Genomic DNA, 12889 nt, shown 5'->3' on the forward strand with positions numbered 1-12889 from the left:
AGGCGCACATGACGGATTTTACCCCCACGGAAATGATGACGATAGCCGCTGCCCGCGCGCTCACCAATGACGACGTCTGCTTCGTCGGCATCGGCGCGCCGTCGGCTGCCTGCAATGTCGCACGGCTGACACATGCGCCCGACATTACGCTCATTTACGAAAGCGGCACTGTCGGCACCAAGCCGGATGTGCTGCCTCTGTCGATCGGCGACGGCGAGCTCTGCGATACCGCGCTCTTCACCGTCTCGGTGCCTGAGATGTTCCGCTACTGGCTGCAGGGTGGCCGCATCACGACGGGCTTTCTCGGCGGCGCGCAGATCGACCGGTTTGCCAATCTGAATACCACCGTCGTCGGCCCCTATGATCACCCGAAAGTCCGTCTGCCGGGCGGCGGCGGCGCACCCGAGATCGCCAGCAATTGCGGTCAGATCTTCATCACTATGGCGCTCTCCAAGCGTGGTTTCATCGAAAAGCTGCCGTTCATCACCTCGATGGGCCACGGCGAAGGCGGCAATCATCGCGAGCGGCTTGGCATGAAGACGAAAGGCCCGACTCGGGTTATCACCGATCTCTGCATTCTCGAGCCTGATCCGGTGACCAAGGAGTTGACCGTCGTGTCGATCCATAAAGGTGTCACCCGTGAGCAGGTATCGGAGAATTGCGGCTGGGCGATCAAGTTTGCCGACGAGGTGATCGAGACACCGGCGCCCACCGAAACCGAACTCTCCGTTCTGCGCGACATCAACGCGCGCACCAAGAAAGCACATGAGGCAGCCTGATGACCGAAGCCTTTATCTGTGACTATATCCGTACGCCGATCGGCCGTTTCGGCGGTTCACTTTCCTCCGTCCGCGCCGACGATCTCAGTGCGGTGCCGCTGAAGGCGCTTATTGCGCGCAATGGCTCCATCGATTGGGAAGCGGTCGATGACGTGATTTACGGCTGCGCCAACCAGGCGGGCGAGGATAACAGAAACGTCGCTCGTATGGCGGCGTTGCTTGCCGGCTTGCCGGTTTCGGTTTCGGGCACGACGATCAATCGCCTGTGCGGCTCCGGCATGGATGCCGTCATCACAGCGGCGCGCGCTATTCGCGCGGGCGAGGCCGAACTGATGATTGCCGGCGGCGTCGAGAGCATGTCGCGCGCGCCCTTCGTCATTCCCAAGGCCGACAGCGCCTTTTCCCGCAATGCCGAAATCTACGACACCACCATCGGCTGGCGCTTCATCAATCCCGTGATGAAAAAGCAATATGGCGTTGATTCCATGCCGGAAACCGGTGAGAACGTTGCCGAGGACTACAAGGTCAACCGCGAAGACCAGGACGCCTTCGCCGTCCGCTCGCAGGCAAAAGCCGCGGCAGCACAGGAAAATGGCCGCCTCGGCAAGGAGATCACGGCTGTCACCATTCCTCAGCGCAAGGGCGATCCCATTGTCGTCGCAAAGGATGAGCATCCGCGCGCAACGACGATGGAAGCGCTGGCCAAGCTCGGCACGCCCTTCAAGAAGGAGGGCGGTACCGTGACCGCCGGCAATGCCTCCGGCGTCAATGACGGCGCCGCAGCGCTGATCATCGCCTCGGAAGCTGCAGCAAAGAAATACGGCCTGACACCGATCGCCCGCATCCTCGGCGGCGCTGCCGCCGGCGTGCCGCCGCGAATCATGGGCGTCGGCCCGATCCCGGCATCCCGCAAGCTGATGGCCCGCCTCGGCATGCGTCAGGATCAGTTCGATGTCATCGAGCTCAACGAAGCCTTTGCCTCGCAGGGTCTTGCGGTGCTGCGCGAACTTGGCATTGCCGATGACGATGCCCGCGTCAATCGTAATGGCGGCGCCATTTCGCTTGGCCATCCGCTCGGCATGTCTGGCGCTCGCATCACCGGCACGGCGGCACTGGAACTGAAGGAAACCGGCGGGCGCTATTCGCTCTCGACCATGTGCATCGGCGTCGGCCAGGGCATCGCGATCGCGCTCGAGCGGGTCTGACGGCATCACAGGAATTTGAGGGCGGGCGGCCGGGGTTTTTCCCTGCCGCCCGCTTTTGTTTGCGCCGTATGCATTGCCGGATCGCGACTTCGACTGATATTACCAATGCCAATTACTTTAATCCCTTAGGTTTTTGACATTCAGGAGGAGCTGTCATGGCAGAACTCGCGCAACTACTCGCTTCCATCCGCATCCCCGATCTTGCCGGCAAGCGGGTTTTGATAACAGGCGCATCGACCGGTATCGGCGCGGCCCTTGCCCGAGCCTTCGCCCAGCAGGGGATGAAGGTTGGGATCCATTTCAACGCTAGCCGCGAGCCGGCCGAAAAGCTGGCAGCCGAGATCACCGCCGCTGACGGCCAGGTGCATCTGGTCCAGGGCGATGTCTCGCAGGATGGCGAGACCGAGCGCGTCGTCAATGAGACGGCGGAAGCGTTCGGCGGCCTCGATGGCCTCGTGAACAATGCCGGCGGCATGCTCGGCCGCGTGCCGACCTCGGCGATGACCGACGAACATTATGAGCGCGTGATGAACCTCAACGCCCGCTCGGTTCTCGCAGCTACGCGCGCTGCGCATCCCTATCTCAAGAAGCAGGGCGGCTTCATCATCAACACCACCTCGATTGCCGCCCGCAACGGCGGCGGCAATGGCGCGATCCTCTATGCGGCATCCAAGGGCTTCGTTTCCACCATCACCCATGGCCATGCCAAGGAATTCGTCGCCGACAAGATCCGCGTCAACGCCGTGGCGCCGGGGGTTATCGCCACGCCCTTCCATGAGCGCTATACCAATGAAGAGCAGATGGAGCTGCAGCGCAAGACCATCCCGATGGGCTTTGTTGGCACCTCGGAAGATTGCGTCGGCGCCTATCTCTTTCTCGCTTCACCGACCCTTTCCGGCTACATCACCGGCCAGATCATCGAGGTCAATGGCGGCCAGCTGATGCCCTAACGCGGGACCGGCAATCGACTTTTTGCGCCGGGCAATGGTAACCTCTGCCCGGCGCAGCCGTTTTTTGGCAGCGTGACATCGATGATGGAGCGTACGCGGCATGGCAAAAACGCCCACTCAGGACCTTAAGACCTCCGTGCAGCTGACGCATCCGGAGCGGATCTATTGGCCAGATGACGGCATCAGCAAACAGGATCTTGTCGATTACTATGCGCTTGCCTGGCCGCGAATGGCGCCCTTCGTCGTCGATCGGCCCTTGGCGCTGCTGCGCTGCCCGGATGGCATAAAGGGGCCACGTTTCTTCCAGAAGCATGCCTGGAAGGGCATCAACCTGCATATTGAAGAGATTGCCGATCCCGAGGATAGCGACGGCGAAAAACTATTACGGATCAAAGATTTCGACGGCCTTGTTGCACTGGTCCAATCCGCCGCCCTCGAAATCCATCCGTGGGGTACGACGACAGCGCATTGGGAAAAGCCGGACATGATCATCATGGATCTCGATCCCGGCGACGATGTCCTCTGGAGCGCGGTCATAGCAGCGGCCAAGGAGATAAAGGCGCGATTTGCAAGCATGGGCCTTGCCTCCTTCGTCAAGACCTCGGGCGGCAAGGGATTGCATGTCGTTGCCCCCCTCAAGCCGAAGGCGACGTGGCCGGACGTCAAGGCTGCTGCGGAAGCGATCGCGGACGGCATGAGCGCTGACAATCCCGAAAAATACCTCTCGGTCGCAGCGAAAGCGAAACGGGCCGGCCACATCTTCATCGACTATCTACGCAATGGGCGCGGCAATACCGCCGTCGCGCCTTATTCGACGCGCGCGAGGCAGGGCGCGGCGATCTCGATGCCGCTTGCCTGGGACGAATTGACCGACCGCATTGGCCCATCTTCGTTCACGGTAAAAAATGCCGCTTCACGACTCAAAGAGCGCTCCGCCGACCCTTGGGCGAATTTCTTCGAGGCGGCTGAACCGTTGACGAGTTAACCATATACCAACGGCACCAACGCCGGCGTTTTGGCTTTGTAATCCACATAGGCTTGGCCGAATGTCTCGCTCATCCAGCGCTCCTCAATGCTGACACGACGCAGAATGGCATAGAGCATAAACCCGATCGCGAGCATCGCGCCGATATGGCCGCGGGCAAGCACGGAGCCGATGATGGCGAGCAGCAGACCAGAATAGATGGGATGACGCACGATGGCGTAGGGGCCGGTGCGGATCAGCGCATGATCTTCCTTGACGGTGATCACGCCGCTCCAATTGCGGCCGAGGTGATAACGCGCCCAGACTGCGAAGGCGAGACCGATGACGGTCAGCGCCGCGCCGATGCCGTAATAGGTCAGATTTTGCGGCACCAGCCTGAATGACAGGGGACCAAGCCAGGATGGCCGCACCACCAGCAGAAAGGCGCCGATCCAAATGGGTACGGTGTTCGACAGCCGCGACAACGGATCCTCGCTCCGCGTCGTCTTCTTAACGCGGAACGATGCGACAAACCAGATCAGTGCCCAGATGCCCCAGCAGACCGGCAGGAATAGGGTCAGCAATGTTGCTTCGCTCATGCCGCATTCTTATCCAGTTCGGGATAATGCCGGAAGATACCATCTTCGTTAAAGGGAATACGGCGGTCCGATTTGAGATAACCGGAGATGTTCGGCCGTTTAACGACTGCATCGTGCAGGGCGGCCAGATGCGGATATTGGATGGCCAGTAGTGACGTCGCCCGCGGGAAGGCGTATCGCAATCCCTCGAACACCTGGAACAACGACAGATCAACATAGGTTAGCCGGTCGCCGAATATGTGCGCCGGTCCTTGCGGATTTTGCCGCAGGACGCGTTCGAAATGGCCGAGGTATTTCGGCATGCGGTTATCGATGAACTCGGCGGCACGGGCCTTGGCCTCCTCCTTCTGCTCCTCATAATATTTCGAGGTAGCGATCGGGTGGTGCGTATCGTGCACTTCGGCAACAAAATCGGTGATCGTCAACTGCAGGCCGTTCACGACATGGCGCAAACCGTGATCCTCTGGTGTGAGACCAAGTTTCGGCCCGAGATACATCAGGATATTGGCGACATGAGAGATGATGAGATCGCCGTCTTTCAGGAAAGGCGGAGCAAAGGGTATATGCGGCTCGGATTTACTCTTCATCACGGCTAACATCGCCCGAATGCCCTGGTCTTCGCCCGCGGGACCGCGGCTGACATCGATATAGTCGGCGCCGGCTTCCTCGAGCGCCAGACGTACAAATTCGCCACGGCCCTGGATGCCGTCCCAGTAATAAAGCTCATAGGGCATTCAAAAATCCTTCCGTCCCATATGCCGCATCTATTTCGGTTCGCGGCCAAAATCCTTGCGCAACTCGTCCTTGGCGGCTTCGAGCGTCTCTCTCTGCCGCTTGCTGAGATGGCTACCGGCGCGATTGATGTAGAAATTTAGCATCGACATGGCGGAACGGAAGGGGCTGGATTTACGACGATCGCTCGCTTCCGCGGAATGTTTAAGGGAATCGGCGATGGTCTTGGGATCTTGCGATTTGAAGACGCCATTTTCCAGATCCAAGGCATCGCTGTTCTCAGTGACCTCGTGTGACCATTTCTTCTTCTGGGGCCGGGCCATAGTGGACTCCTTTTCCCAAAAACGCGTCGTTAATGATGAGCACGTTGCTCGCTACGCTTGCGGGTCACGGCAGCCTTCTTTGCCGATGCCGAACGTTCGCTTGCGGGGCGACTTGCGGAGGCCTTGCCTCCAATCCGTCCGCCTTTTTCCGAGGACTCGTGGCTTTCTGAATGACCTCTGCTCGAGCCGGATTTCTTGCCGCCGCCGCTTTCCTTGTTTACTGTCGCCCAAGCCCGGCGTTCGGCTTCTTCGTTGGAAACTCCACGACTTTCGCAGCCTTCCTCAATATGTTCAGCCTTGCGCTTCTGCTTGTCGGTATATGCGGATTTGTCTCCTCGTGGCATGATTTTTCTCCTCATTGCACTTGAGAAAACCAACCCATCGCCATGGAAAAAGTTCCGATCTTATCGGGAAGGCGGCGCTCAGTTCGAGACGTCCGGAAGCGACGGACGCGCCGCTGCGTGTGCATCATCCGCCGATGCCGGAAACATGATGCCGACAGAGCGGTCGATGACAAGGATCAGAGCCAGCGCTGCAAGGAGATAGAGGATCGCGAGAATAAGGAGCGATGTCATGAAATCACGTCGACGCAGCCGTGAAGCAGCAGCCTGCCACAACAACAGTCAGAACTAAGACTTCCACGTGATCCATATGATTATTGTTCATGGCGAAGCTCCCACTTCATCCACTACCATCTATGTGTGACATCTATTCCGGCGCGACGCGTAATTTACCGAAATTCTTGCGAAATTTCCCGCCGCGGCCGCCATAAAGACGATGGCCCGATGCTCAACACCGGGCCAGCCCATTGGTCGACTGTGGCATCAGCCGCAAAGCTCACCTCAAATCTTCGCGTCGAGAGCTTTTTTCGACGCCCGCTTCGTCACGGCCTTCACCGCCGCATCGCTGACCACCGAGGTCAAGGCATCAGCCGCCTTACGCTTTGCCTTGGGTTTGACGTCGATCTTCTCGTCCTTGCCAATGCTTTTCTCAAGCGCAATGCGCTCCTTGCTCGCCTGTTCCCAGTGAACCGTATCGCGGCCGGAAGGATATCCTTCTTCCTCCCAGATGGCATAGGCGCGCTTTTGGATCCATTCGTCCCGAGGTTCCAACATTGCTGTTCTCCGTTCGCATCATTGACCATGGTTGATGAAAAATGTCCGTTCTTGAAACGCGGACTTTCACGCCACTGAGCAGCCGATATGCCGGCCCGAGGGGTCACGGAGAAAACTCTCCGTATCTCAACGCTCAAGTGACGGCAGGCGCTTCGCACGAAAAATGCGAGGTAGCGTGATGAACGATAGCGAAGCGACCGAACCACCAATATGACGACAGCGCGACCGTCGTTCAATTAAAAATATCTAATACACAGCCTTTCCACACACAGCCTTCCTTCGGACGGATCGGGAATTGATACAGCGGTCGATTGCAGCTTTCACGGGCAAAGTTATACTCCCCCCATGTTCGACCTCGTGATCGCCCATTGGGGCCAAATCCTCGCTGTGCTGTCCGTCGCCATGGGGGCGGCAGCCGCCATTCATGCGGCGATGACGAAGGAGGAAGTTCGCGCCGCGATCGGCTGGGTCGGCGTCATAATCCTCTCGCCCATTGTCGGGGCGCTGCTCTATGCTGTGGCCGGCATCAACCGCATCCGCCGCGCATCGCTGAGCTCACAGCGCAACGTCCTGTTCCAGAAAGATGCGAAGGGGGTGCTCGCGAGCTTCGACGCCCAGGGCGATATCGTGCGCAGAATCTTTGGCGAGCGCTTCGGATCCATGAAAACGCTTGGCGACCGCGTGGCGCGCTATCCGATGAGCACCGGCAACACCATCGAAATGCTGGAGAGCGGCGATGCAGCTTACGCTGCGATGAAAGCCGCTATCGACGGCGCAGAGCGCAGCATCCTGCTGGAAACCTATATTTTCGACCGCGATCCAATCGGTCTGCGCATTGCCGACTCGTTGATCGCGGCCGTCAAGCGCGACGTCAGCGTGCGGGTGCTGATCGATGCCGTCGGTGCGCGCTATTCGGTGCCGAGCATCATGGGTTATCTGAGAGAAGGCGGCGTTCAGGTGGACGTATTCAACGGCAATGTCATCATGGGGCTGAGACTGCCCTATGCCAACCTGCGTACCCACCGCAAGATCCTTGCCATCGATGGTCGCATTGCCTTTACCGGCGGAATGAATATCCGCCAGGGTTTCACCAGAGAATTCGCCAGGGATCATTGCGCTCGCGACACGCATTTCTGCGTCACCGGTCCCGCTGTCGCCGATCTCTTCAATACCGCCGCCGAAGACTGGCGTTTTGCCACCGGCGAGGTGCTGAGCGGTGATCATTGGCGGATTGCAACGCCGGCAAACGAGCCCGGCGCTCCGGTCTTTATGCGCGTCATTGCCTCCGGCCCTGACCGCAGCGTCGAGACGAACCACAAGATGCTGATCGGCGCATTCTCGGTCGCCCACACCTCCATCCGCATCATGTCACCCTATTTCCTGCCGGATCGCGAGTTGATCAGCGCCTTGGTGACAGCGGCAAGACGCGGCGTCGAAGTAGACGTCATCGTACCGGCCGCCAATAATCTTGTGCTTGTCGACCGCGCAATGACCGCACAATTCGACCAGATGCTGAAGGATTATTGCCGCATCTGGCGCGCAGACGGCCCTTTCAATCATTCGAAGCTGCTGGCGATCGACGGCACCTGGGCCTATGTCGGCTCCTCCAATCTGGACCCGCGTTCACTGCGGCTGAACTTCGAGGTCGATCTGGAGGTAGTAGACCGCGGCTTTGCCGGCGCAATCGACGCGCATATCGGCGCGATCCTCGAAACGGCCACCCCGGTCCAACTTGGCAAGCTGCGCGCACGCCCCTTCATCGTCAGGCTGATCGAAAAGATCCTGTGGCTCGGTTCGCCCTATTTATAAACAGAATGGCGCTGCCCATATTTCTAGAAACAAGCCTTTTCACATGACAAGGCCGGCAATCAGTCCATATACTCCTAAAGACCTAGCTCGGCGGACTTTGGCAACTGAAACGGTCGACGGACAAATGCGGAAAAAAAACGAAAGTCTCCGTTCAAGCATTTTCGAGACCTTGAAGAACAGAAAGAAGTCCCGGGCGGCGCATGGCGGAGAACGGACGCGTCCGGAAGGCACATTGATTGCCTCTTACAATGTCCACAAATGTGTCGGCGCCGACCGCCGCTTCGATCCTGAGCGGATCAGCCGCGTTATCCATGAAATCGACGCAGACGTCATCGGGCTGCAGGAGGCCGACACCCGCTTCGGTGAGCGCACCGGCCTGCTCGACCTGCACCGGCTCGAGCGTGAAACCGGCCTTATTCCGGTGCCGGTGGCCGGCGCCACCAAAGCACATGGCTGGCATGGCAATGTCGTGCTGTTCAAGCAGGGAACGGTGCGCGATGTGCACCAGATCAACCTTCCGGGGCTAGAACCTCGCGGCGCGCTCCTTGCCGAAATCGAACTCGCCCGCGGCGGAGTGCTCAGGATCATCGCCGCCCATCTCGGACTGCTGCACCGTTCGCGTGCCCAGCAAACACGTCTGATCGCCGAGCTGATGAGCAGCGACAACGAGACGCCGACTGTTTTGCTCGGCGATCTCAACGAATGGCGGCTCGGCGACCGCTCGTCGCTGAACACCTTCCAGGCCGCCTTCGGCCCTTTGCCGCCGGCCGTACCGAGCTTTCCCTCCACACTGCCCCTGCTGGCGCTGGACCGCATCATGGCCAATCGCCGCGGGCTGATCTCGACGGTGGAAGTTCATGACTCGCCACTGGCGCGTGTCGCTTCGGATCATCTGCCGATCAAGGCGGTCGTCAGTCTGAAGACGCTCAGGGCCGAGACAGAAGCGCGCGCCAAATCCGCTTGAAATCGGAAATGCCATCTAATTTGTGCCACCTCGTCCAGTAGTCTGTCCGATCGTGGAAACGCGGACACAGGCAAAGGTGCGTGGCAATCTATTTGATAATTAAAGCTATGGTCCTTAGCGTGAATTTTGGAGCAAAGCTTGTTCTGGCCTCCCAATAGGCTATCGGGCACCAATCTGCGCGACGACCCGATCAATAAAAATGAGGACTTCGCCAAGTACCAAGAATGCCACGCCTAATAGAGCCATATTGATCAAGGTAGCTTGAAGACCAATGTCGCCCACATCCAGAAAGGGATAGGGATAAAATCCAGACAAATAGCCATGTACAAGCGAGTATACGGAGTAGATTGCCGGAAAGGAAAGCCACCAGAGCGCATCGCGCGGTACAAGCTTACCCCGCTCCACTAGAAATATCCAATCCAGCGCGCTGAGCGCAGGGATGCAGTAGTGGAGCATCTGATCTCCTCGCAATTGCCAACCGCTCGGATGCCAGACCGCCCTCAGCATCCAGGCATAGACACCGCCCGCAATTCCGACATAGATGAGTAAAGCGGTTTTTGTAGACGAGCGGCTGGCCCATCGCCCAATCACGGATGACGGCGTGAATTCCGACGACAGCAATACAACAACAAGAAGAATGTTGGCCTGGATCGTAAAATAACTCAGAAAATTGGTTGTTAGTCTCAACCGTGTAACATGCACCGCAGGAATAATCGCCATATACGAGATCGTGATACCGGACAGCGCCAGGAAAATGATCATCCAGCGATAGAAGCGGACTGAACTTTTCATGAACTCCATAAACTCGCGAAATTTGTTAATTACTGCGAACGTCGGCAAGAAGGGCCGTCCCGCAGACCATCCGGGTTGACTCGGTGGGGCTGTCTCTAGCGCATCAGCGCGAGAATCGGAACTATATCCGGCGTCGTTATCCGGAGCTACCGGTAGGGGAATTCCCCTTCCGGACAGACCGGAGGGGGATCGGCGTGTATTGACTGGCGGATCGGGAGGGGCCCGCTGAGTACGCTGGAACCAGTCCTACTCGTAAAAATCTGGCAGCAGGCCGCCGGCGAGTAGGCCCGCCGATCGCCATCGGACCCCGTGTGGCAAAGCCGAACGTTATTCCGGAGGATATCGCCTACAGGCGCCGTCTAGACACGACATTGCCGCTTATGCGTCAGGTTGACGCCAGCTGATCGTGATCCAAGCGCTGATGGCGCCTGATTTATTGTCTAGACCCGGCGCAAAGTATTTAAGTGCGCAATAGCTTGGTGAAGCTCCCGCACCGCTGACGCTGCTTTTCGAGTGTATTGAAAGACAAAAGGACTTCTGCAAAATGCCCGATAAATTCGACTGGCACCATCGGTCCAGGAAACGGTTCGCAGCGGCGTTGGTGATGGCGACCCTCTCTGTGCCACATATGGTTAAGGCGGCGGAAGTCACGGACTGGCAAAGTGAGTGGTCTGCCGGGCAGGTCGCCGAACCGGTACCTTATTGCAAGTTCTCTTGGGACAGTGGCACGGGACGTGCGGTCGAGTTCGATTACGGTCCGGATAAAGTCGCCTGGATCGTCACCGATGCTGGCTGGAAGCTGCCGAAAGCGGATGGAGTTAAGGTCTCGATCGTCGGTCGCAAAGCCACATGGCACGTCACTGCAAGAGCGCTCGATCAGACAAGTGTCCTTCTTTCCAGCGCGCCGGAAGATGCGCAGACGACCAAAGACATCCTTCGGCATGCAATGGCGGGCATGGCAGACGTCGAACTTCGGTTTCCGGCATCAAGTCGAAGCTGGCTTGTCCCCCTCTCTCGGATCTACCCGATGCACTCGACTTTCGCAGATTGCCTCGCACATCTCTCGGTCTCGCCTCCCGCGGGTTCGGATAGCAATGCCGGAAGTCCCTTCTGATTGCGTACATCTGATTTCTGATGCTTGGTAGAAGGCGTTTTCGCCGAGCATCCTGTGCTTGAAAAACAGATGCCGAATGAATTTTTAAATGCTTCGAAGCTTGCGAGCATTATCTGTTCGGTCATTAGGCATCCCCCGCATCAGAATTCCTCCCATTCGTTTGTCATTGCAGCAATAGCAGTCCTTCCACCAAAGGCTTCGGTATAGCTCGACGATCAGGATGAGACGCGAGCGACAATCTGAGGTTCTTCCGCAACTTTGGTGCAGGCGGCGAGATTCCGCTTGGATGGCGAGCACGCGGTGGTGCTGGCTTGAGCAAGCGTATGCCCGCTATCGCCCGGACTTTCGTCTGATTTCGGTCAGACCAAAGTCCAGCCGCTTCCCGACCGAAGCCTCAAAAAAGGAACAAGCGCAACAGCCACGCTGTTTATCTACAGTTCCGCTACCCGCGGACAATCTGGAAACCAAAGGAGATTCTGATGAAAACGAGAGTCTTTGGTATCGCAGCCATCTCCCTTGCTTTGGCGAGCGGGTATGCCTTTGCCCAATCTTCGACCGTTAACGGCGCCGCAGGCGGGGCCGTCACGGGAGCGATCGTAGGTGGCCCGGTAGGAGCCGCGGTCGGCGGCGTCGCAGGCGCCATTGTCGGCACGGCTATAGATCCGCCACCGCAGAGGGTCGTGACCTATGTGCAGGAGCAGCCGATACCGGATGATACGGTTGTTGTTCGGTGTTGTTGTTCGGCAAAAGGTCGTGGTCGGCCATCCGTTGCCTGCATCGGTCGTGTTAACACCTGTTCCGCATAACCGCAGATATGCATACGCTGTGGTCAACCACGAACGCGTCATCGTCGAGCCGCGCTCGCGCAGGGTCGTCGAGATTCTCGAGTGACGCACCGGGAGAGTGCTCGGCACTCTCCAATCATTTCCGACAACCAGGGCACAGTGATCTCCGCGCCTAAAGGGCGCCGAGCGCCGAAACTGCGTCCCTAATGGAGAAGCACAATGAAGAGACTTCTTATCTCATGCCTTATCGCAATGGGCGCACTGACGGCAACAGCACTGCCGACTTACGCTCAATCCGTGACGATCACCACCGACGGTGGCTATGATTATCGCCATTACGATCCCTACTACCACTACGGAGATCGCTATTACGGCGACCGCTATCGCTATCGAACCATGTATCGCGACTCGGATGACTACCGTTATGGCCGCTGCATGACCAGGAGGGTCGCGTTTCACCACTATGGCCGGCTGGTCGTGAAGGAAACGCGCTATTGCCGCTGAGGGCAATCCAAATGACGGCCGCAACGTGATAGTCGATCCGGCGACATTCACGATTATCTATGTCATCGAGGCGTCACGCCGGTTTCTCGGCACGCTGGCCGCCGCAGGTGCCATTCCGTTTTCAGTGACGACACTCGAAACGGAATCGCTTGCGGCAAAGCGAGAAGCGCTCCCCGAAGTGGAGATTTATCTTGCCTATAGAAATGCAGCGGCGATCGACGGCGCGGGCGGCGTCTTCAGCCGCCGCGGCGGGC

The 12889-nt window shown here is 58.4% G+C and carries 15 protein-coding genes and 1 pseudogene; 9 read left to right on the forward strand and 7 right to left on the reverse strand.

The genetic code is table 11. The features are described 5' to 3' along the window. Positions 1–8 precede the first annotated feature (8 nt). The 4 genes from CCGE525_RS29965 (at position 9) to ligD (ending at position 3919) form a co-directional block, all read left to right on the forward strand. Positions 9–779, forward strand: coding sequence for a CoA-transferase subunit beta (locus CCGE525_RS29965; RefSeq protein WP_120708701.1), 771 nt, complete (start codon positions 9–11; stop codon positions 777–779). Beyond that, positions 779–1984, forward strand: coding sequence for a 3-oxoadipyl-CoA thiolase (gene pcaF, locus CCGE525_RS29970; protein WP_120707855.1), 1206 nt, complete (start codon positions 779–781; stop codon positions 1982–1984). Before CCGE525_RS29965 ends, pcaF begins: the two co-directional genes overlap by 1 nt. A 155-nt stretch (positions 1985–2139) precedes the next feature. Beyond that, positions 2140–2934 (forward strand): SDR family NAD(P)-dependent oxidoreductase, encoded by a 795-nt coding sequence (locus tag CCGE525_RS29975; RefSeq protein ID WP_120707856.1) that lies wholly within the window; start codon positions 2140–2142, stop codon positions 2932–2934. Between the two features lie 100 nt (positions 2935–3034). Beyond that, complete coding sequence (gene ligD, locus CCGE525_RS29980) at positions 3035–3919, forward strand: non-homologous end-joining DNA ligase (RefSeq protein ID WP_120707857.1); 885 nt, start codon at positions 3035–3037, stop codon at positions 3917–3919. Here the strand turns inward: ligD and CCGE525_RS29985 are convergent. The 6 genes from CCGE525_RS29985 to CCGE525_RS30010 all read right to left on the reverse strand — a co-directional run bounded on the left by CCGE525_RS29985 (position 3916) and on the right by CCGE525_RS30010 (position 6667). Then, positions 3916–4497, reverse strand: coding sequence for a methyltransferase family protein (locus CCGE525_RS29985; RefSeq protein ID WP_120707858.1), 582 nt, complete (start codon positions 4495–4497; stop codon positions 3916–3918). The two genes, ligD and CCGE525_RS29985, sit on opposite strands and share 4 nt — an antisense overlap. Continuing rightward, on the reverse strand, positions 4494–5231 hold the full coding sequence (locus CCGE525_RS29990; protein WP_120707859.1) for a glutathione S-transferase: 738 nt from the start codon (positions 5229–5231) through the stop codon (positions 4494–4496). The genes CCGE525_RS29985 and CCGE525_RS29990 overlap by 4 nt, the downstream gene beginning before the upstream one ends. Before the next feature lie 30 nt (positions 5232–5261). Then, a complete protein-coding gene (locus CCGE525_RS29995; protein WP_120707860.1) occupies positions 5262–5552 on the reverse strand; it encodes a DUF3175 domain-containing protein in 291 nt (96 codons plus the stop codon). 29 nt (positions 5553–5581) lie between these two features. Continuing rightward, positions 5582–5896, reverse strand: coding sequence for a plasmid stabilization protein (locus tag CCGE525_RS30000; RefSeq protein ID WP_120707861.1), 315 nt, complete (start codon positions 5894–5896; stop codon positions 5582–5584). Between the two features lie 78 nt (positions 5897–5974). Next, positions 5975–6127, reverse strand: a complete 153-nt coding sequence (locus tag CCGE525_RS30005) for a hypothetical protein (protein ID WP_162950347.1) — start codon at positions 6125–6127, stop codon at positions 5975–5977. A gap of 267 nt (positions 6128–6394) precedes the next feature. Beyond that, the gene (locus CCGE525_RS30010; RefSeq protein ID WP_120707863.1) at positions 6395–6667 is read right to left on the reverse strand and encodes a DUF2934 domain-containing protein; all 273 of its coding nucleotides are present in this window, start codon (positions 6665–6667) and stop codon (positions 6395–6397) included. 345 nt (positions 6668–7012) lie between these two features. Between CCGE525_RS30010 and CCGE525_RS30015 the strand changes: the two genes are divergently transcribed. Both CCGE525_RS30015 and CCGE525_RS30020 read left to right on the forward strand, forming a co-directional pair. After that, positions 7013–8476 carry a phospholipase D-like domain-containing protein gene (locus CCGE525_RS30015; protein WP_120707864.1) on the forward strand — a complete coding sequence of 488 codons (1464 nt, stop codon included), beginning with the start codon at positions 7013–7015 and terminating at the stop codon, positions 8474–8476. 124 nt (positions 8477–8600) lie between these two features. Continuing rightward, entirely contained in the window at positions 8601–9440 is an 840-nt protein-coding gene (locus CCGE525_RS30020; protein ID WP_120707865.1) for an endonuclease/exonuclease/phosphatase family protein, read from the forward strand. Positions 9441–9599: 159 nt separating this feature from the next. Here CCGE525_RS30020 and CCGE525_RS30025 read toward each other — a convergent pair whose 3' ends face one another. Then, positions 9600–10280: a Pr6Pr family membrane protein gene (locus CCGE525_RS30025; protein WP_245472209.1), complete on the reverse strand. Its 681-nt coding sequence runs from the start codon at positions 10278–10280 to the stop codon at positions 9600–9602. Between the two features lie 496 nt (positions 10281–10776). On the opposite strand from CCGE525_RS30025, the gene CCGE525_RS30030 reads away from it, so the two are divergent. From CCGE525_RS30030 to CCGE525_RS30040, 3 genes and pseudogenes are all read left to right on the forward strand, one after another. Then, the gene (locus tag CCGE525_RS30030; protein WP_162950348.1) at positions 10777–11346 is read left to right on the forward strand and encodes a hypothetical protein; all 570 of its coding nucleotides are present in this window, start codon (positions 10777–10779) and stop codon (positions 11344–11346) included. 479 nt (positions 11347–11825) lie between these two features. Beyond that, positions 11826–12237, forward strand: a pseudogene (locus CCGE525_RS30035) (DUF1236 domain-containing protein). A gap of 113 nt (positions 12238–12350) precedes the next feature. Then, on the forward strand, positions 12351–12635 hold the full coding sequence (locus CCGE525_RS30040) for a hypothetical protein (protein WP_120707867.1): 285 nt from the start codon (positions 12351–12353) through the stop codon (positions 12633–12635). Positions 12636–12889: the final 254 nt, after the last annotated feature.

The organism is Rhizobium jaguaris, from assembly GCF_003627755.1.
Taxonomy (GTDB): Bacteria; Pseudomonadota; Alphaproteobacteria; order Rhizobiales; family Rhizobiaceae; genus Rhizobium; species Rhizobium jaguaris.

What these genes read in the sequence shown, in the direction of transcription:
- CCGE525_RS29975 (WP_120707856.1), top strand. Translation starts at nt 2,140, where the DNA reads ATGGCAGAACTCGCGCAACTACTCGCTTCCATCCGCATCCCCGATCTT.
- CCGE525_RS29965 (WP_120708701.1), top strand. Translation starts at nt 9, where the DNA reads ATGACGGATTTTACCCCCACGGAAATGATGACGATAGCCGCTGCCCGC.
- CCGE525_RS30020 (WP_120707865.1), top strand. Translation starts at nt 8,601, where the DNA reads ATGCGGAAAAAAAACGAAAGTCTCCGTTCAAGCATTTTCGAGACCTTG.
- CCGE525_RS30010 (WP_120707863.1), bottom strand. Translation starts at nt 6,667, where the DNA reads ATGTTGGAACCTCGGGACGAATGGATCCAAAAGCGCGCCTATGCCATC.
- CCGE525_RS30000 (WP_120707861.1), bottom strand. Translation starts at nt 5,896, where the DNA reads ATGCCACGAGGAGACAAATCCGCATATACCGACAAGCAGAAGCGCAAG.
- CCGE525_RS29990 (WP_120707859.1), bottom strand. Translation starts at nt 5,231, where the DNA reads ATGCCCTATGAGCTTTATTACTGGGACGGCATCCAGGGCCGTGGCGAA.
- CCGE525_RS30030 (WP_162950348.1), top strand. Translation starts at nt 10,777, where the DNA reads ATGCCCGATAAATTCGACTGGCACCATCGGTCCAGGAAACGGTTCGCA.
- ligD (WP_120707857.1), top strand. Translation starts at nt 3,035, where the DNA reads ATGGCAAAAACGCCCACTCAGGACCTTAAGACCTCCGTGCAGCTGACG.
- CCGE525_RS29995 (WP_120707860.1), bottom strand. Translation starts at nt 5,552, where the DNA reads ATGGCCCGGCCCCAGAAGAAGAAATGGTCACACGAGGTCACTGAGAAC.
- CCGE525_RS30040 (WP_120707867.1), top strand. Translation starts at nt 12,351, where the DNA reads ATGAAGAGACTTCTTATCTCATGCCTTATCGCAATGGGCGCACTGACG.
- CCGE525_RS29985 (WP_120707858.1), bottom strand. Translation starts at nt 4,497, where the DNA reads ATGAGCGAAGCAACATTGCTGACCCTATTCCTGCCGGTCTGCTGGGGC.
- pcaF (WP_120707855.1), top strand. Translation starts at nt 779, where the DNA reads ATGACCGAAGCCTTTATCTGTGACTATATCCGTACGCCGATCGGCCGT.
- CCGE525_RS30015 (WP_120707864.1), top strand. Translation starts at nt 7,013, where the DNA reads ATGTTCGACCTCGTGATCGCCCATTGGGGCCAAATCCTCGCTGTGCTG.
- CCGE525_RS30005 (WP_162950347.1), bottom strand. Translation starts at nt 6,127, where the DNA reads ATGACATCGCTCCTTATTCTCGCGATCCTCTATCTCCTTGCAGCGCTG.